Source organism: Hoeflea sp. YIM 152468, from assembly GCF_029210485.1.
In the GTDB taxonomy this organism is placed as follows: Bacteria; Pseudomonadota; Alphaproteobacteria; order Rhizobiales; family Rhizobiaceae; genus Hoeflea.
In genome coordinates, this window is the sequence record NZ_JARGET010000016.1 from 15,036 (window position 1) to 32,059 (window position 17,024).

General features: G+C 61.2%; 19 protein-coding genes. 8 read left to right on the forward strand and 11 right to left on the reverse strand.

The features are described 5' to 3' along the window. Window positions 1-8 precede the first annotated feature (8 nt). Window positions 9-686, forward strand: a complete 678-nt coding sequence (gene yihA / locus PZ897_RS08855; RefSeq protein ID WP_275751778.1) for a ribosome biogenesis GTP-binding protein YihA/YsxC — start codon at window positions 9-11, stop codon at window positions 684-686. A gap of 53 nt (window positions 687-739) precedes the next feature. Here the strand turns inward: yihA and msrB are convergent, their stop codons facing one another. From msrB to PZ897_RS08875, 4 genes are all read right to left on the reverse strand, one after another. After that, a complete protein-coding gene (msrB, locus tag PZ897_RS08860) occupies window positions 740-1,246 on the reverse strand; it encodes a peptide-methionine (R)-S-oxide reductase MsrB (RefSeq protein WP_275751779.1) in 507 nt (168 codons plus the stop codon). Between the two features lie 199 nt (window positions 1,247-1,445). Further along, window positions 1,446-2,012, reverse strand: coding sequence for a fasciclin domain-containing protein (locus PZ897_RS08865; protein ID WP_275751781.1), 567 nt, complete (start codon window positions 2,010-2,012; stop codon window positions 1,446-1,448). A gap of 122 nt (window positions 2,013-2,134) precedes the next feature. Then, window positions 2,135-2,836, reverse strand: a complete 702-nt coding sequence (locus tag PZ897_RS08870) for an anti-sigma factor (protein WP_275751783.1) — start codon at window positions 2,834-2,836, stop codon at window positions 2,135-2,137. Beyond that, window positions 2,833-3,372, reverse strand: coding sequence for a sigma-70 family RNA polymerase sigma factor (locus PZ897_RS08875; RefSeq protein ID WP_275751784.1), 540 nt, complete (start codon window positions 3,370-3,372; stop codon window positions 2,833-2,835). The genes PZ897_RS08870 and PZ897_RS08875 overlap by 4 nt, the downstream gene beginning before the upstream one ends. A gap of 233 nt (window positions 3,373-3,605) precedes the next feature. Between PZ897_RS08875 and argB the strand changes: the two genes are divergently transcribed. Further along, entirely contained in the window at window positions 3,606-4,502 is an 897-nt protein-coding gene (argB, locus tag PZ897_RS08880) for an acetylglutamate kinase (RefSeq protein WP_275751787.1), read from the forward strand. A gap of 255 nt (window positions 4,503-4,757) precedes the next feature. On the opposite strand, the gene PZ897_RS08885 is transcribed toward argB, so the two are convergent. The 3 genes from PZ897_RS08885 to PZ897_RS08895 form a co-directional block, all read right to left on the reverse strand. Further along, window positions 4,758-6,095 carry an alpha/beta hydrolase gene (locus PZ897_RS08885; RefSeq protein ID WP_275751789.1) on the reverse strand — a complete coding sequence of 446 codons (1,338 nt, stop codon included), beginning with the start codon at window positions 6,093-6,095 and terminating at the stop codon, window positions 4,758-4,760. Between the two features lie 99 nt (window positions 6,096-6,194). Further along, window positions 6,195-7,097 carry a DMT family transporter gene (locus PZ897_RS08890; RefSeq protein WP_275751791.1) on the reverse strand — a complete coding sequence of 301 codons (903 nt, stop codon included), beginning with the start codon at window positions 7,095-7,097 and terminating at the stop codon, window positions 6,195-6,197. Window positions 7,098-7,305: 208 nt separating this feature from the next. Continuing rightward, window positions 7,306-8,121: a GGDEF domain-containing protein gene (locus PZ897_RS08895; RefSeq protein WP_275751793.1), complete on the reverse strand. Its 816-nt coding sequence runs from the start codon at window positions 8,119-8,121 to the stop codon at window positions 7,306-7,308. 155 nt (window positions 8,122-8,276) lie between these two features. Between PZ897_RS08895 and PZ897_RS08900 the strand changes: the two genes are divergently transcribed. Beyond that, window positions 8,277-8,984: a pyrimidine 5'-nucleotidase gene (locus PZ897_RS08900; RefSeq protein ID WP_275751794.1), complete on the forward strand. Its 708-nt coding sequence runs from the start codon at window positions 8,277-8,279 to the stop codon at window positions 8,982-8,984. 150 nt (window positions 8,985-9,134) lie between these two features. Then, entirely contained in the window at window positions 9,135-9,725 is a 591-nt protein-coding gene (locus tag PZ897_RS08905) for an EF-hand domain-containing protein (protein ID WP_275751796.1), read from the forward strand. Between the two features lie 51 nt (window positions 9,726-9,776). Here PZ897_RS08905 and PZ897_RS08910 read toward each other — a convergent pair whose 3' ends face one another. After that, complete coding sequence (locus PZ897_RS08910) at window positions 9,777-10,631, reverse strand: LOG family protein (protein WP_275751797.1); 855 nt, start codon at window positions 10,629-10,631, stop codon at window positions 9,777-9,779. Between the two features lie 147 nt (window positions 10,632-10,778). Here PZ897_RS08910 and dapD point away from each other — a divergent pair, with 147 nt between their 5' ends. The 4 genes from dapD to PZ897_RS08930 all read left to right on the forward strand — a co-directional run bounded on the left by dapD (window position 10,779) and on the right by PZ897_RS08930 (window position 13,887). Then, window positions 10,779-11,633, forward strand: a complete 855-nt coding sequence (gene dapD / locus PZ897_RS08915) for a 2,3,4,5-tetrahydropyridine-2,6-dicarboxylate N-succinyltransferase (RefSeq protein WP_275751798.1) — start codon at window positions 10,779-10,781, stop codon at window positions 11,631-11,633. A 7-nt stretch (window positions 11,634-11,640) separates the two neighbouring features. After that, a complete protein-coding gene (locus PZ897_RS08920; RefSeq protein WP_275751799.1) occupies window positions 11,641-12,021 on the forward strand; it encodes a DUF805 domain-containing protein in 381 nt (126 codons plus the stop codon). A gap of 64 nt (window positions 12,022-12,085) precedes the next feature. Next, on the forward strand, window positions 12,086-13,282 hold the full coding sequence (gene dapE / locus PZ897_RS08925) for a succinyl-diaminopimelate desuccinylase (protein ID WP_275751800.1): 1,197 nt from the start codon (window positions 12,086-12,088) through the stop codon (window positions 13,280-13,282). A gap of 2 nt (window positions 13,283-13,284) precedes the next feature. Next, window positions 13,285-13,887: a hypothetical protein gene (locus PZ897_RS08930; protein ID WP_275751801.1), complete on the forward strand. Its 603-nt coding sequence runs from the start codon at window positions 13,285-13,287 to the stop codon at window positions 13,885-13,887. Window positions 13,888-13,986: 99 nt separating this feature from the next. On the opposite strand, the gene PZ897_RS08935 is transcribed toward PZ897_RS08930, so the two are convergent. The 3 genes from PZ897_RS08935 to PZ897_RS08945 are packed head-to-tail and all read right to left on the reverse strand — an operon-like array spanning window position 13,987 to window position 16,945. Next, window positions 13,987-14,457 (reverse strand): chemotaxis protein CheW, encoded by a 471-nt coding sequence (locus PZ897_RS08935; RefSeq protein WP_275751802.1) that lies wholly within the window; start codon window positions 14,455-14,457, stop codon window positions 13,987-13,989. After that, window positions 14,457-15,626 (reverse strand): methyl-accepting chemotaxis protein, encoded by a 1,170-nt coding sequence (locus PZ897_RS08940; protein ID WP_275751803.1) that lies wholly within the window; start codon window positions 15,624-15,626, stop codon window positions 14,457-14,459. The genes PZ897_RS08935 and PZ897_RS08940 overlap by 1 nt, the downstream gene beginning before the upstream one ends. Then, entirely contained in the window at window positions 15,623-16,945 is a 1,323-nt protein-coding gene (locus PZ897_RS08945) for a cache domain-containing protein (RefSeq protein WP_275751804.1), read from the reverse strand. The genes PZ897_RS08940 and PZ897_RS08945 overlap by 4 nt, the downstream gene beginning before the upstream one ends. Window positions 16,946-17,024: the final 79 nt, after the last annotated feature.

Genomic DNA, 17,024 nt, shown 5'->3' on the forward strand with positions numbered 1-17,024 from the left:
CCGGAGCCATGAGCACACTGTCCGCAGATCCGGCAATGCAGGCCGCCAAAGAGCTCTCAGCTTCGCTGTTTACCAAGCCGTTCGTGTTTATTCGCGGCGTGCCCTCGCTCAAGTTCCTGCCGCCGGAAGGCCCGCCGGAAATTGCCTTTGCCGGCCGGTCCAATGTCGGCAAGTCCTCGCTGATCAACGCGCTTGTCGGCGTCAACGGCTTGGCGCGGACGTCCAATACGCCGGGCCGGACCCAGGAGCTGAACTATTTCGTACCGGCAGGTTATTCCGGCGATGCGGATGATCTGCCGCCGATGGCGCTGGTAGATATGCCAGGCTACGGCTATGCCAAGGCGCCCAAGGATCAGGTCGACCTGTGGACCGCGCTGGTGTTCGATTACATGCGCGGCCGCTCGACGCTGAAGCGGGTCTATCTGTTGATTGATTCACGTCACGGCGTCAAAAAGAATGATGAAGCCGTGATGGACCTGCTCGACAAGGCGGCCATGTCCTACCAGCTGGTGCTGACCAAGACCGACAAGATCAAGGAGGCCGGCGTGCCGCGGCTGATCAGCGACACGCTGGCTGCGATCAGGAAACGCCCCGCCGCCTATCCGGAAGTGCTCGCCACCTCATCGGAAAAGCATCAGGGCATCGCCGAACTCCGACTCGCGATTGCGCTGGCGATTACCGTGTAACAAGCCCGCACCCTGCCCGGCTTTTGAGCCGGGCTTTGTCATGAAGGCCTGGATCAGGCGGCTTCGGCCGGTTTGAAATTCAATGCCAAACCGTTGAGACAATGGCGCTTTCCCGTGGGAGGCGGCCCGTCATCAAAAATATGGCCGAAGTGGCCACCGCAACGGCGGCAATGGACTTCGGTGCGGGTGGAAAACAATGATTTGTCTTCCTTGGTCCGCACAGCATTCTCCTCGGCTTTCCAGAAACTGGGCCAGCCGGTGCCGCTGTCGTATTTGGCGTCGGACGCATAGGCGGGCAAATCGCACCCGGCGCAATGGTACATGCCGTTGCGTTTTTCGTCGTTGAGCGGGCTGGTGAAAGCGCGCTCGGTGGCCTCTGTGCGCAGCACATCGTACTGTCCGGGCGTCAGCTTTGCCTTCCATTCCGCCTCACTGAGCGTAAACTCGAACGTGCCTTCCGACGCGGTCGCGCGCGAACGGCGTCCAAACACGGTCAGGGCAACACCTGCAACACCTGCAGTCAAAAGCGCGCGACGGCTGATTTCTGTTTTCGTTGTCATGATGTGTCTCCTTGCGTTGACCGAAATCTAGGCAGGTGTGCGGGAAAAGGCCACGCACATGTTTTCAATTGCCCGTGAAGTGCCTCCCGCTCCTCAAGAGCGGGAGGCTGTCCGTGTTGGCGCGCCGTCCTTTGGTGATGCATGGGGCTGCGGCGCACCCGGACATGGCTTCAGGTCCTGGCGAGACCCGCTTTCAACCTCAGCCCTTGGGCAACAGCACCTTGTCGATGACGTGAATGACGCCATTGGACTGGTCGACATCAGCGATTGTGACATTGGCCATCGCGCCGGTTTCATCTTCGATGATGATCTTGTCGCCCTTGTAGGTGACATTGAGCATGCAGCCGCCAACGGTCTTGACCGGGTGCGTGCCGCCATCATCGTCGACCATCTTCATGATTGCCTTCGACATGGCATCGGCTGCGACGACGTGGCAGGTGAGCACCTTTGTCAACTGGTCCTTGTTTTCAGGCTTCAGCAGGGTGTCGACGGTGCCTTCCGGCAAAGCCGCGAAGGCGTCGTTTGTCGGCGCAAACACGGTGAACGGGCCTTCGCCCGCCAGTGTGTCGACCAGGCCTGCGGCCTTGACGGCTGCAACCAGCGTGGTGTGATCGGCTGAATTGACGGCGTTTTCGACAATGTTCTTGTCAGGGAACATCTCGGCGCCACCCACCATCGGGTTTGCGCCATGGCTGGCGGCATAGGAGAGGCTCACGCCTGCGAGCAGAACTGCGGTGGCGGCGATGGAGCGAAGAGCGGTTTTCATGAGACAACCTCTTTGAGTTTTCAGGCCGGATCATCCGGGCCTTTGGTCACCCGCCGCATGTTCTGTGCGGCGGTTAAAGAGGAAGACGGGACCTGTGCGAAATAAGTTTCAGAGCACCAGAATTATTTTTGGCCGAGGGCACCCGACAGCACCACCGGGCCAGTTGCCGCACCGGTGGGCGACCCGCCGAGCGGCTCGATGCTGACGGCAAGCAGGGCGCCATCGGAGATCTGGGAGAGCAGATCCCGGTCGAGCACAAGGCGGCCACCATCCTTGGGGACCAGCCCAAGCGAAACCGGCACGCCCTCACCCGGCACCAGCCACAGTTCCAGTGACTTGCCGTCATCGGGCGAAAACGCTGCCGGTGTGATTGTGAAGGCACCACTGGCCGGATCAAGCGCCGCCACAAGCCCGACCGCGCTGCCGGGCGCCCCCAGTTCAGCAACCAGCGCAGGACCGGCTGCGGGATCAACACTGCCGGGGAAATTGCCACCAAAGACACCAAGGGCCACGGCTGCGGCAAAACCGGCAAACGCCAGCCCTCGCCACAGCATCAGCGATCCCCACAGCCCGCCCTGAGACTTTGCTGCTTCGGCGAACAGCCGTGCGTCAATCCTGGCTTTGACGCCGGGTGGCGGAGGTTGAGGGCTGTAGGCGTCATCAAGGCTGGAGAGATCCGCTTGCCATGATGCGACAAGCGCTGCGAAATCCGCCTCGCGCAGCATCCGCTGCTCGACCTGCAGCCGCTCGGCCTGCGGCAATACGCCAAGCACGTATTCGCCGGCCAGAGCGTTGTCGTCGGAAATGTGCGGACCGGGGCTCATGTGTTCAGGCACTCTCTCAGTTTCAGCAGGCTGCGGCGCAGCCATGTTCGCATGGTGTTGAGCGGCACGCCATTCTTCTCGGCCAGCTCCTGATAACTCAATCCCTCGACATAGGCTTCGACCACGGCCGCCGCCTTGTCCGAATCCAGTCCTCCGAGACAGGTCTGGATCCGCCTTGCCTCGCCGCTGAGCGCCGCTCTGGCCTCGGGATCGGGGTCCGGATCCGCCACCTCGGGCGCATCGTCATATTCCAGCGTGGCCGGCTGGCGCGCCCGGATCATGTCGATCGCCTGGTTGCGGGCGATCGTCACCAGCCAGGCCATGGCCGAAGCCTGCCCCGCACGAAAGCTGCCGGCCCGCCGCCAAATGCGAACGTAAACCTCCTGCACGGCGTCCTCGGCCTGGGCGCTGTCTTTGAGGATACGGAGTGAGACGCCAAAAAGTTTCGCACTTGTCTGTGCATACAGCGCGGAAAAGGCCTTGCGGTCGCCCAGCGCGATATGCGCGATCAATCCAGAGAGATCATCTTGGTTCATGATGGGGTCGGCTGCTCCGCTCGCGGTTTTGACTCATATCAGTTTCATGGATCGCTGAAACCCTTTACGAAAAAATGCGCCAACTGGTTTTGCCTTTGGCACTTGGTGGGGTCGAGACGATCACCGCAAAAGAGAAATGGACCCAGGAGATCATTGATGCCGGGACCGATTGCCGCTAAACAGCGCCGGACCTTTTGCTTCTTGCGCTCACGCCAACCCGGGACGCCACACCAATGTCTGAGACCACAAGCAGCGACGCTGCAACCCAGGCCCGCCTGCTCGCCGAGGCGCTGCCCTATATGCAGCGCTACGAGAACAAGACCGTGGTGGTCAAATATGGTGGCCACGCCATGGGTGACGCAGCCCTCGGCAAGGCCTTCGCCCAGGACATTGCGCTGCTGAAGCAATCGGGCGTCAACCCGATCGTGGTGCATGGCGGCGGCCCGCAGATCGGCGCCATGCTGGCCAAAATGGGAATTGAATCCAAATTCGAGGGTGGTTTGCGGGTCACCGACGCCAAGACCGTCGAGATCGTCGAAATGGTGCTGGCCGGGTCAATCAACAAGGAAATCGTCGCGCTGATCAACGCCGAAGGCGAATGGGCCATCGGTCTGTGCGGCAAGGACGGCAACATGGTCTACGCCGAGAAGGCGCAAAAGACCTTTGTCGACCCTGATTCCAATATCGAAAGAGTGCTCGATCTGGGCTTTGTCGGCGAGCCGATGGAAGTCGACCGGACGCTGCTTGATCTTCTTGCCAAGTCGGAGATGATCCCGGTCCTGGCGCCTGTCGCACCGGGCCACGATGGCCACACCTACAACATCAATGCCGACACCTTCGCCGGCGCCATAGCCGGTGCTGTGGAGGCCTCGCGGCTGCTGTTCCTGACCGATGTTCCCGGTGTTCTCGACAAGAACAAGAAACTGATCGACAAATTGACCGTCAGTGAAGCCAGGGCGCTGATTGCCGACGGCACGATTTCCGCCGGCATGATCCCGAAGGTCGAAACCTGCATCGAGGCAATCGAGCGGGGTGTGAAGGGCGTTGTCATCCTCAACGGCAAGACCCCGCATGCGGTGCTGCTGGAACTGTTCACCGCGCACGGTGCCGGAACCCTGCTGGTTCCGTGAGCGTTCGGACTTGACCGGGGCGTGATCGCTGCACGGGAACTGCCTGCATTGCAGGTGTCGCAGCGCATGAGCGGAGACCCCTTCTTGCGCCACAATCCGTTGCCAAACCCGCTGAGCCACCCGTCCGAGCCGATGCTGCCAATATCGTGTCGATCCTGGCGGCTGTCGCGCCACCGCTCCATCAGCGACCGCGCCCGTCAATTCCCGTGCCAGCAAGGCGCCGTGCCGGCAAGGTACCGCCTGCTGGCCGGTCCACTAACGGCTGGAGAGGCTGGAACCGGTGACGCAGAAAATGTCGCCCAAGCGGGTGCAACGGGGCGTCAGGTTGAGCCTCGGATCGACTATGCCTCTGACCGAATTGCCGAGATTTCGCCCGAAACGCTGTGACTGGGCGTCAAATGTGTTGCGCGCTTTCGGGTCGAGGATCGCAATCGGTGCGGATATCGCCATGCCAGCAGCCGAGCCGACAGTGTTGGAGACGGACATTGCGGTGGCGCCAAATTCGGCCCCAAGGCCGAGATCCTGCTCGGTAACCGCCTGACCGTCGATCAGCCGTTGACCCAGCAATTTCACAACTTCCGGACTTTCGGCGAACTTGGAATGATTGAGGCTGTCTCCGACCTGCAGCGCCGAGAGATCAAGTATGGTGATTCCTCCGCGTTCGAACTCATCCCGGTAGACCGGATTGTGAATGTCGATCTGGCCAAGCCGGTCGACATTGCCGGAGATCCGGCGCGACAGGGTCAAGGCGCGATCATCCTGAGACACAAACACTGTGAATTTCGGGCGCTTCGACCCCATGTCAGCCAGTTGCTGGCTGAAAACATCGACATCAAGATCGGGTGAAGCCAGGATCACATTGCCGATCTTGGACGGAATCCCGTCGTTGCGGATCGCCATCTGGCGCAAGGATTCCATTGCCAGCCAGGTGCCCATCGAGTGAGCCAGAATGATGATATCCGTGATTTCCGGCGCCGCGGCAGCGCCGGTCAGAAGCGTCTCCAGCGCCGAGCGGGAATAGTTGGTGCTTTCCTTGTCATAGCCGTAATCGAACACCGAGCCACGTGATGGCCAGGTGAACATTACCGGGGTGGCATCGGTCCTGCTGTCATGGGCGATCTGGGCAAAGCGGTAAACCGCACTTTCATAGCGGGTATTGAAACCATGGACGAAAATCAGCAGCCGCCCGGAGGGCGATTTGTTGCGCTGGTACCAGGCCCTGATGTCCGTGACCGAGTCAAACCGGCTTGCTGACAGCGTCGCAAACTCGCGTGACGGATCTGCTGGCAGTGTCTTCGGCCATTGCACCTCGCCGATCTTGCGGTGTGCTTCAGGCGGAATCGAGACCACAAGTTCATTGAAGTCAACCGCATTGCCGCGTTCGCCAGAGTAGAGCAGGCCCGGATTGTCGGACGGTGCGCGGGTGGTGGCGACCATGATCGAAATCTCCGTCGCATCCGGAGCGGTCTGCGCGACAGGTGACAACACGCCTTCGGGAGGGCTGGCGCACCCCGCCAAAGACAGCGCGAGCCCGACAACAGCTGCGCCCGCCGCAGTCCGGCCCATTGTGAGCAACGGTTCGGTTATTGGCATGCACCATGCGGGCATCGGCGTTCCGTTCGGGTTTGCAATCGGCCGGTTCTCAACCTGGGGCTCAATCGGACTTGCCGGTTCCCCCGTCACCGCAGCCGGTCAGACCAGCAGCAGCACCACTATACCAGCTACGATGAAGATGCAGCCAAAAATTTCAAGCTTGTTGACGTGCTCGCGGAAAATCAGCACCGAGGAAGCATAGGTGAAAATCATCTCCACCTGGGCCAAGGCCTTGACCACAGCCGCTGTTTGCAGCGTCATCGCCATGAACCAGCCAAACGATGCGGTGGCGCCAACAAGGCCGACCATTGCGGAGATTTTCCACGCGGCGCGGATGCGGCCCAGTTCACCCGGAGCACGGAACCACATCCAGATCAGCATGATGACGGTCTGCAGCAGGATCGCCGCCAGCAGCGTGACCGCGGCCTGCATCATGAAATTCGGCCCGGCCAAGGACAACGATGCTGCGCGATAGCCGACCGCGGCGATGCCGAAGAAGGTTCCCGATGCCAGACCCAGAGCAGCCGTGCGGGAAAACACCGACCCGAGCAGCGCAGCCGCACCCGAGGCCGAGCGGGCGACCGAGATCATCACCACGCCGACGAGGCTGATGGCAATGGCGACCAGGGTCCCGGCACTCACCCTGTCGCCCAGAAAGATCAATCCGAACAAGGCCGCCTGCGCCGGCTCGGTGCGGGAGTAAGCTGTGCCGACGGTAAAATTGCGGTGGCTGAACATCTGGATCAGAAATGCCTGCGCGGTGATCTGGGAGAGCGCCGCCAGCGCCACCCAGCCGATGAACGCAGAATTCGGCAGCGGCAGCGGATAGCCGATGCCGAAGGCAAGCAGACCGACGAACACAAGGGCGAACGGCACTCCAAAGCCAAACCGTACAAAGGTCGCGCCGGTGGTGCCCATCACTCCCTTGAGATGCTTTTGCAACACAGAGCGGATGTTCTGCAGGAACGCGGCGGCAATGGTGATGAGGATCCAGGTTTCCATCTTGACGGGAGCCATCCTGTAGAAAGCGATGAGGCAACGCGGCCCGCCTTGCTGAGCCGGAATCCGGATTCTGCGTGCTGCGACAGCGGTCTAGCAGCTTGGCCACACTTCCGGCAAGCACTCGGCTTGCGCGGTCGCGAGGTCAGACCCGGTATCGAGACATCGGCCGACGGGTTTCACGCCACCATGAAACAGCGATCCCTACGCGTTATGCCGCATGAGAAATCCGCTGGCCGACACAAACCCTGTTGCGGCCGCCGCGCTTGGCTTCGTACAGCTTGGCATCGGCTGCGCGCATGACCTCATCGGGGCTCGCATGGCTCGCCAGCTCAGAGCCACCGACACTGACCGTCAGCTTCAGTTTCTTGCCTTCGGCTGTCGTGATGGACATATCCTCGACATTGCTCCGAATCCGCTCGGCCACCCGAAGCGCATCTTCCCGGTCCGCACCATTGAGGATGACAGCAAATTCCTCGCCGCCGATACGGGCTCCGAAATCACCGTTTCGAATGGCACGGGCAATCGCCTCGGCCACGGCGAGCAGGGCGCGGTCGCCGGCATCATGGCCATGCATATCATTGACCAGCTTGAACCGGTCGGCATCGATCATCAGCAGATACCCCGGATCGGGGTGCTGCATCCGTTCAGTCAGACGGGCAAGAAAAGCGTCACGGTTGGCAAGCCCGGTCATGCTGTCGTGACTTGCCCGGTGCAACAGGTCCCGGTTCGTGTCGGCAAGCTTGAGGTGAAACTCGAACAGGCGCTGATGCGCTTCACCCAGTGCCGCGTACGCTGCCTCAAGCTTCATGGTCTGCCGGAAAAAGACATAGCTCGCCGGCGGTGTGATCACGAGCGGACACAAGCCTGCGATCGACAGCGCCAGACCCATCGCCCCGGGCATGCCCGCCAAGATCATGGCTGTTGCGGTGATGGAGAGCGAGACAAGAACCGACGCCACTGTCACGATGCTGATTTTGCGGATCATCGTGCGAATATGTTTTCGTGAAATGTTTGGTTTCTGCATAATCAATCCAATGCGATTGCCCGTTGCGTGGTCCATCGCACGATAGTTTTGACTAAAGGTATACGGAGCCGCTAAAGCTGCGGCTTCCGAGCAGGCCATCGCCCCGCGGCGCCTTGAAGCGCCGCCGCTCCAACCGATATCATTCCGAGGTTCCCATGCCCCACAAGTCCGCCCTGCCAGATCCCGCTGCCTTCGCCCATGTCACCGAGTGGGTGTTTGATCTCGACAACACGCTGTATCCGCGCCGCACCGATTTGTTCTCGCAGATCGACAAGAAAATGACCGATTATGTGCGCACCCTGCTTGGCCTCGATCATGAGGCTGCGCGCAGCCTGCAGAAACAATATTACCGGGAGCATGGCACCACGCTGCAAGGCCTGATGCTCCATCACGGTGTCGATGCGAACGACTTCCTCGAAAAAGTTCACGACATAGATTATTCCTGGGTGAAGCCGGACCCAACGCTGGCCACAGCGATCAAGTCGCTGCCGGGCCGCAAGTTCATTTTTACCAATGGCGATACGCCGCATGCGGAGCGGACGGCGCGGGCCCTCGGAATTCTCGAGCATTTCGACGATATCTTCGACATCCTGGCAGCCGACCTCAAACCCAAACCGGCGCCCGAAACCTATGACCGTTTTCTCGCCCGGCACGGCGTGCACAAGGACAAGGCGGCGATGTTCGAGGATCTTCCGCGCAATCTGATGGCGCCGCATGCGCTGGGCATGCGCACCGTGCTGATCGTGCCCAACAATCTTGACGAGGTGCTGGACGACGTCTGGGAACACGAAGGCAAGGATGGCACGCATATCGATCACGTCACGGATGATCTGACGGCCTTCCTGACCCGCGTAACAGCCTGACCAGCCCGCCCTCCGGGGAGGCCGCCGGGCTGGGCGAGGCCGCGGACCTTTCCAATGTTTAATCTACATTACCGGGGTTTAAGTGGTTATTTTGAACCCCGGCATCCACTTTGGGGAGGCAAACAAGAACAGCCCCAAAAGGACATCCCGATGAAAAAGACACTTCTCGCCACCCTCGCTGCAGCCATGATTGCCTCCGTTGCATTTCCCGCCATGGCCGCCTCGCAACGCGGAGGTCACGAGCGTGGCCCGCGACTCGTGCATCTGATGGAACGGTTTGACACCAACAAGGACGGCGCCGTCGATCTTGAAGAAGTCTCCGCCCACCGTCAGTCGATGTTCGAAAGCGCTGACACCGACAAATCCGGCTCGCTGAGCCAGGATGAACTCAAGGCCTTCGGCGACATGCGCAAGGAAATGCGTCAGCAGAACCGGGAAGAACGCCGCGCCGAAGCCAAGGGCATGAAGCACGGCAAGATGGGCAAGCACGGCGACCGGGATGGCCGCATGGCCGGCAAGCATGACGGCAAACGTCATGGCGAAGGCAAGGGACGAGGTGAAGGCCGCGGCGATCGGCGCGGCGGCATGAAGCTCGAGCGCCTCGACACCGACAAGAACGGCGAAATCAGCCTTGAGGAATTCGCCTCTGTCTCGAGCCAGATGTTCGAACGGTTTGACCGCAATGACGACAAGAAGATCGACATCACCGACTTCTACCGCTCTGCCAAGAACGGCAACTGAGCCCGCAGCATCAGCCGAACGCGAACCAGGCCGGACCCCGGCCTGGTTTTTTCATGTCAGAGGCGTAATCTCGTAGTGGTTGGCGATGATCGACCACGCCTCCTCGGCGGTGTCGACAAAGTTGATCAGATCCAGATCATCGGGCGAGATCGTGCCGAAATCGGCCAGCGCCTGAAAATCCACAATCGAGTTCCAGAACTCGGACCCGAACAGGATCAGCGGCATCCTCTCCATCCGGCCGGTCTGGATCAGGGTCAGGGATTCAAAAAGCTCGTCCATGGTTCCGAAGCCGCCGGGGAAAATCGTGATCGCCCTGGCGCGCATCAGGAAATGCATCTTGCGGATGGCGAAATAGTGGAAGTTCAGACTGAATTCCGGCGTCACATAGGCATTGGGCGCCTGTTCATGCGGCAACACCACATTGAGCCCGATGGAAGCGGCGCCAACATCGTGGGCGCCACGGTTGCCTGCTTCCATCACCCCCGGGCCACCGCCGGTAACAATGACGTATTCCTGCCCCTTGGTGGCCAGCGAATGGGTGGAGCACAGCCGCGCAAAGGCGCGCGCTTCCTCATAGTAGCGGGCCGCGGCCGTCAGATTCTTCGCCTGGGTCTCGTTCTTGGCCGCCCAGGGCGCCTTGCCCGGCGCCGGGATGCGGGCTCCGCCGAACATCACCACTGTCGAGCGGATATCCGCCTCCATGAAAAGCATTTCCGGCTTGAGCAATTCAAGCTGCAGACGAATCGGCCGAAGCTCTTCTCGACAGAGAAAATCCGGGTCGGCATAGGCCAGCCGGTAAGCTGGTGACGCGCTTTGCGGAGTCGTGGGTTGCCGTTCGGCGCGCAGCTTGTCCTGGCGGCTGTCGGCAAACGGATCCCAGGTATTATTGGTACGTTTGGCACTCATCTGCTTGTCCCGTTCTGTGCTGGGCGATCTGCCGGATTTGACCCCGCGCCCAGCCTCGCTTAGGAGATGTGCAACGGTCCCCAACGGTCCGGCTGCACACGCCCATGACCGACCAAACTAGACGTTGAACCTTAAGGAATCGCCACGATGAAGCATGATATGGCTGCGCTTGCCACAACGATCGAAACCGCCTTTGACGATCGCGACACCATCTCCACTGCCACCCGCGGCGAAGTTCGCGATGCCGTTGAAGCATCGCTCAATCTGCTCGACCGCGGCGAAGCCCGGGTGGCGACACGCGGCGACGACGGCCAGTGGACCGTCAACCAATGGCTCAAGAAGGCGGTGTTGCTGTCGTTCCGGCTCAATCCGATGGAAGTCATCAAGGGCGGCCCCGGCGATGCCGTCTGGTGGGACAAGGTGCCTTCGAAGTTCGAAGGATGGACTGCCAATGAATTCGAGCGCGCGGGATTTCGCTCGGTTCCCGGCTCGATCGTCCGGCGCGGCTCTTTCATCGGAAAGAATGTCGTGCTGATGCCGTCTTTCGTCAATCTCGGCGCCTATGTCGATGAAGGCTCGATGGTCGACGGCTGGGCCACAGTCGGCTCCTGTGCACAGATCGGCAAGAATGTGCACCTTTCGGGCGGCGTCGGGATTGGCGGCGTTCTCGAGCCGCTGCAGGCCGGGCCGACGATCATCGAGGACAATTGCTTCATTGGCGCGCGTTCGGAAGTGGTCGAAGGCTGCATCGTGCGCGAAGGCGCGGTCCTGGGCATGGGCGTCTACATCGGCAAGTCGACCCGCATCGTCAACCGGATGACCGGCGAGATCAGCTATGGCGAGATCCCGCCCTATTCCGTGGTCGTCGCCGGCTCGATGCCGACCTCGAGCACCATGGGCAACGGCGAGGCCGCGCCAAACCTCTATTGCGCCGTCATCGTCAAGACCGTCGACGCACAGACCCGGTCGAAAACCGGCATCAACGAACTGCTCAGGGACTAGGTGAACCATGGCGCGGCGGCCCGGCACCGGCATGCGCTGGCTCCTGTTCGGAGTCTCGGGCCGGTTGTCGCGCCGGGTCTATGCCTGGTCGCTTTTGTTCTGGATCGCCGTGCTTGCCATCCCGGTTTCCGCAGTTGTTCGCGCCGTGCCGGACAGCTCCGAGATGACCATGGCAGGATTTGCCATCATCTTCAGTTTCGTGCCGGCAGCCTGGTCAATTGCGGTGATGAGCATCAAGCGGCTGCACGACGCGGGCCTGCCCGGAATTCTGGTAGGCGTCCTGGTTGTTCCGGCCGCGTCCTTCTTCATGCTGTTGATCATCATGCTCTGGCCCTCGGCAAAGGGCCCCAACCGGCACGGTCCGGGGCCGAACCAGCCCGGCTATTGACCGGGGTGCTTTTCATCCGCCCCGAACAGTCGACAGCACCGGGGCAATCGGCTAATCACGACGCATGAAACTCACTGATCCCGCCCAAACGCTTGCCGCCCTGCTCCGCTGTCCCTCGGTCACCCCCGCAGAGGGTGGGGCGCTGACGACGCTGGCCGCGATGCTGGGCGAATTGGGGCTTTCCAATGACCGCGTGACATTTTCGGACACCGGCACGCCAGACGTCGACAATCTCTATTCGCGACTGGGCTCGGACGGGCCGCATTTGATGTTTGCCGGCCATACCGATGTGGTTCCGGTCGGTGATGCCGATGCCTGGACGCAAGACCCGTTTGCAGCGCAGATTGCCGATGGCGAGATGTATGGCCGCGGTGCGGTCGACATGAAGGGTGGGATTGCCTGCTTTGTCTCGGCCCTGGCGCGGCTGATCGAGCGCAAGGGCGCGCCTGAGGGCTCGGTCTCGCTGCTGATCACCGGCGACGAGGAAGGGCCCTCGATCAACGGCACCGAAAAGCTGCTCGCCTATGCCAAAGCAAAGGGCGAGCACTGGGATGCGGCTCTGGTCGGTGAGCCGACCAATCCGGACCAGATGGGTGACATGATCAAGATCGGCCGACGGGGTTCGCTGTCGGGAACGCTCAGAGTGGACGGCGTGCAAGGCCATGTTGCCTATCCGCATCTGGCCGACAATCCGCTGCGCGGCATGCTGACGCTGGCGGATGCCCTGATGGACCCGCCGCTGGATGCCGGCAATGAGCGGTTTCCGCCGTCCAATCTGGAAATCACCAGCCTCGACACGGGCAATGGGGCAACCAATGTGATTCCGGCGCACGCCAGCGCGAGGTTCAACATCCGCTTCAATGATCTCTGGACCGCTGAAAGCCTCGCCGGCGAGCTGCGTGGGCGGCTCGAGCAGGCGTCCAGGGCCGACAGATTGCGCCCCGGACGTGACCCGGTGCGCTACGCCATCGAGTTCGACAGCCGGTCCTCGCCGTCGTTCCTGACCCGCGACTCGGCGCTGATCACGACGCTGTCGGCGGCCATTGCCGAGGCGACAGGGCGGACGCCAAAACTGTCGACCACCGGCGGCACCTCCGACGCACGCTTCATCAAGGATTATTGTCCGGTCGTCGAGTTCGGACTTGTCGGAAAGACCATGCACATGGTTGACGAACGGGTGGCGCTCAATGACCTTGAGAGCCTGACGGAGATTTACGAAATCTTTCTCGAGCGCTGGTTTGCCAGCGCCGGAGCGCGCTGATCTTGGCCGGCGGCGTGATACCGTCGCGGCTGGAAGCCGGGCGATCGCTGGCGGGGCTGTTTTATCTGATCATCGGAAACCGCGACGGCGGGCGTCTGCTCGATGCATCTCCCGACGGTTTCTGGCGATCCTTCGGCGCCTTCTTCTGGGCCTGGCCGGTGCAGTGTTTCCTGTGGACCGGGATCTGGCGCGCAGCGCCCGAATCCAGACCCGAAGCCGCGGCCGAGATCTTCAGGTTCTTTCTCGTCTCCACCAGCTTCGATGTCGCCGCGTGGGTCTTGCCGGCGATCCTGCTGCTGGCGGTCTGCCAGCTTTTCGGGCTGTCAAAGAAGTTTTCACGCCTGGTCGTGGTCAACAACTGGTTCGGATTGCTGTCGGCCTATATCGGATTTCTGCCTGCAGCTCTGCGCTATCTGACGCCGGTGCCGGACACGGCCAATGCGTTTATCTCGCTGGGGATCTATGCGCTGGTGATCTGGCTGTATTTCCGCGTGATCCGGATCAGCACCGGAGGTGATCTGATGATCACCATCTTCATCACGCTGATGATGGTGATGACCGGGCTGACCGTTTCCGAACTGGCCTTCCGGGCACTCTCCGGCTGATTGCCGCCGTGCCGCCTCAGCCGATTGATGCAACACCAGTCCCGCGGCCTGATCGCGGCCGCGCGGATTGGCTGGACAAGCACGTCCCCCTTCCAGCTATCAGGCTGCAAGTTCCTCTGGCGCCGAGAACAAGGCGTCAAGATCAAGATAACAGATCATCTGCTTGTCGACGGGGATGATGGCCTTGGTCAGAGCGCGCTCGGCGGCGGGCAGCACATCAGGTGCCGGCTGCAACTCATCGACGTTGACGGTGATCATGTCCGACACATTCTCCACCAGCAGTCCGACCAGTTTGCCGGCAATGTTGGTGACAATGATGGCGGATCTTTCGGTCGGCTTGATCGGCGGCAGGCCAAGACGGATGGCCATGTCGATCACCGGAATGACCGAACCGCGCAGGTTGATCACGCCGAGCACGTGCGGCGGCGAATGCGGCAGAGTGGTCGATGGCGTCCAGCCGCGGATTTCGCGAACCGACATGATGTTGACGCAGAATACCTGCTTGCCCAGGTGAAACGAGATGATCTCAAGATAGCTGCTGTTGGCCGCTTTGGTTGCAGTCTCGTGCATCAAAATTCCTCCCAGTCGTCTTGCGACGCTGCGGTTGTGTTGGAGTGGACGGCTTTGCCGGAGCCGAAGGCATTGGCAACTGATTTCAGCATCGCGCGCGCCGGCGACTGAACCGGGGTTGCCGCCACGGTCGAGGCGCTGACTGCGTGAACCGCAGGGCTGCCGGGCTGTTTTGCCCTGACCGGCCCGGCTTTGAAACCCGGATCGGCGGTATCGGAGCCGGGCATTGCCGCGCGCACAGGGGCCGCGAGCGAACCGCGCCCGGCCAAGGTGAACTGACGCACCAGCGCATCAAGGGATGCCGCGCCACTGCCGAGGCGGTGAGTGACCGCGGTGGTCTCTTCAACCATCGCCGCGTTCTGCTGAGTGACCTGGTCCATCTGGTTGACGGCGGAATTGATCTCCGACAAGCCGGTTGACTGTTCGCGGGCCGCGGTTGCGATCGAATTGATCTGGCCATTGATGTCACTGACGTGCTGGGCAATCAGCGACAAGGCCTCACCGGTCTGGCGGACCAGCGCCACACCGGACGTGACCTCTTCGCCGGATTTGCTGATCAGGGTCTTGATGTCCTTGGCAGCCGTCGCGGATCGCTGCGCCAGTTCGCGCACTTCCTGAGCGACCACGGCAAAGCCTCTGCCGGCCTCCCCGGCGCGGGCGGCCTCGACACCGGCATTGAGCGCCAGCAGATTGGTCTGGAAGGCAATTTCATCGATGACGTTGATGATCTTGGAGATCTCGTTCGATGCGTTTTCAATGCGCCCCATGGCATCGATCGCCTCGCCGACGACCCTTCCCGACTGGTCGGTCGCCCCCTTGGCTTCAGCCACCTTGGTGGTCGCCTCGTCGGCCCGCTCGGAGGAGCTTTTGACGGTGGCGGTGATTTCGTCGAGCGCTGCCGAGGTCTGCTCCAGCGAGGCTGCCTGCTGCTCGGTGCGCCGCGCCAGATCATCGGTTGCCGTGCGCAATTCGCCGGTGTCGCCGTTGAAATCCAGAATGTTGTCGGTGACCTCGGTGAGCGTGCTGTTGAGTTTTTCCACCGACGCGTTGAAATCGAGCCGAAGCCCATCGAGGCTCTGCATGAACGGCGTGTCAAGCCGGATGCTGAGGTCGCCTTCGGAAAGCTTGCGCAGTCCGTCGGCCAGAGCGTCGACGGCCTGTTGCGTCAACGCGGTTTCCTCGGCCTTGGCAGCTTCACGATCCTGGCGTCTGCGTTCGGTCTCGGACCGGGTCTCGTCAACCTCGCGCTCAAGCGCGACCTTCTCGATGGCCGCATCGCGGAAAACGCCGACCGAGCGTCCTTCCGGTTTTCGCCGGCGAGTTCAATTGTCGTGTCGCCTTCGGCCAGACGGCGCATGTCGCCCACCAGCGCCTCGATCGGCTTGCTCAGGCTGCGGGAGAACCAGGTGCTGGCGGCCAGGGCGCCGAGCAACAACAGCAGCGACACCCCGAGAATGGCGTTGCGCATCATCACCATGCTGGCACCGGCTTCGGTCTTGTCGATCAAGCCCGCCACGGTCCAGTCGGCACCATCAAATTTGACACCGGTCATTGCGACGCTGGCGTGCATATCGCGGTAGCCTTCGACGTCGCCGATCTCGATGGTGCCGCCCCGCGCGCGCGCCAGAAGGTCACTTTCGATCCGGGCAGACAACATATCAGGTTCGGCTGTCCTCACCGACTCGCTGATCAGATATCCGTCGGCATTGAGCAACACGGTTTCTCCGGTCTGACCCAGGCCGGCTGTGTTGGACATGATCTCGGCGATCCTGGCGCTGGGCATGCGCATGATGATCACACCAACCATGCCCCAGTTCGAATTCAGCGCATGCCCCATGAACGCGGCGGGAGCGCCGTTGGATGGTGCATAGGCCTCATAATCCGAAAACACCGTCTTCTCGGTTTCATTGCCGTCGACAATGCCTTCGAACACACGCCCAAGCCCACTGTCCTTCCATGGACCTTGCTTGAGATTGGTGGCGTAATCCTGGTTCTTGCTGACTGAGTAAATGACATTGCCGTTCATATCGACAAGGAAGAAGTCCTCCCAGCCACGGCTCTCGGCGATCTCACGCAACTGGGCATGATAGCGTTCATGGGTCTGGTCGTAGGAGCTGATCTTGGCAGCGTCAGGCTTTTTTGCCGTGTCGTAGTTCGCACGCTCGCCTTCCGGAAAAGGGTTTTCGGTGATGTATCGTCTCTTCAACTCCTCGGTCACATCGTCGCCAAGAACGCCCCAATCATGCTTGAAGCCCTCAAGAGCGATGCGCATCAGCGTGTTTTGCGAGGTCGCGATCAGATCCTGCTGAGCACTGGACAAAAACGTTTCGAGCTGGTTTCTGCGACCGTCGACAACAGCTTCGAGCTTCTCGACAATCTTTTCGTTGACCGCACTGGAGCCGATCTGAAGGCTCACGACACTCGATACACCGATCGACAGGATTGTTAGCAAGGCCGCAGCCAGCGGCAATTTACGCGAAATAAGCATCGAAACCCCAAACCTACGCTTTGATCACCATGTCTTCAAGGTCGAGACGTCCAGAGCGGCATCATGCTTTCCGCGCGCA

Excerpts from the sequence above, each read along its gene's own strand:
- yihA (WP_275751778.1), top strand. The coding sequence starts at position 9 with ATGAGCACACTGTCCGCAGATCCGGCAATGCAGGCCGCCAAAGAGCTC.
- msrB (WP_275751779.1), bottom strand. The coding sequence starts at position 1,246 with ATGACAACGAAAACAGAAATCAGCCGTCGCGCGCTTTTGACTGCAGGT.
- PZ897_RS08865 (WP_275751781.1), bottom strand. The coding sequence starts at position 2,012 with ATGAAAACCGCTCTTCGCTCCATCGCCGCCACCGCAGTTCTGCTCGCA.
- PZ897_RS08870 (WP_275751783.1), bottom strand. The coding sequence starts at position 2,836 with ATGAGCCCCGGTCCGCACATTTCCGACGACAACGCTCTGGCCGGCGAA.
- PZ897_RS08875 (WP_275751784.1), bottom strand. The coding sequence starts at position 3,372 with ATGAACCAAGATGATCTCTCTGGATTGATCGCGCATATCGCGCTGGGC.
- argB (WP_275751787.1), top strand. The coding sequence starts at position 3,606 with ATGTCTGAGACCACAAGCAGCGACGCTGCAACCCAGGCCCGCCTGCTC.
- PZ897_RS08885 (WP_275751789.1), bottom strand. The coding sequence starts at position 6,095 with ATGCCAATAACCGAACCGTTGCTCACAATGGGCCGGACTGCGGCGGGC.
- PZ897_RS08890 (WP_275751791.1), bottom strand. The coding sequence starts at position 7,097 with ATGGAAACCTGGATCCTCATCACCATTGCCGCCGCGTTCCTGCAGAAC.
- PZ897_RS08895 (WP_275751793.1), bottom strand. The coding sequence starts at position 8,121 with ATGCAGAAACCAAACATTTCACGAAAACATATTCGCACGATGATCCGC.
- PZ897_RS08900 (WP_275751794.1), top strand. The coding sequence starts at position 8,277 with ATGCCCCACAAGTCCGCCCTGCCAGATCCCGCTGCCTTCGCCCATGTC.
- PZ897_RS08905 (WP_275751796.1), top strand. The coding sequence starts at position 9,135 with ATGAAAAAGACACTTCTCGCCACCCTCGCTGCAGCCATGATTGCCTCC.
- PZ897_RS08910 (WP_275751797.1), bottom strand. The coding sequence starts at position 10,631 with ATGAGTGCCAAACGTACCAATAATACCTGGGATCCGTTTGCCGACAGC.
- dapD (WP_275751798.1), top strand. The coding sequence starts at position 10,779 with ATGAAGCATGATATGGCTGCGCTTGCCACAACGATCGAAACCGCCTTT.
- PZ897_RS08920 (WP_275751799.1), top strand. The coding sequence starts at position 11,641 with ATGGCGCGGCGGCCCGGCACCGGCATGCGCTGGCTCCTGTTCGGAGTC.
- dapE (WP_275751800.1), top strand. The coding sequence starts at position 12,086 with ATGAAACTCACTGATCCCGCCCAAACGCTTGCCGCCCTGCTCCGCTGT.
- PZ897_RS08935 (WP_275751802.1), bottom strand. The coding sequence starts at position 14,457 with ATGCACGAGACTGCAACCAAAGCGGCCAACAGCAGCTATCTTGAGATC.
- PZ897_RS08945 (WP_275751804.1), bottom strand. The coding sequence starts at position 16,945 with ATGCTTATTTCGCGTAAATTGCCGCTGGCTGCGGCCTTGCTAACAATC.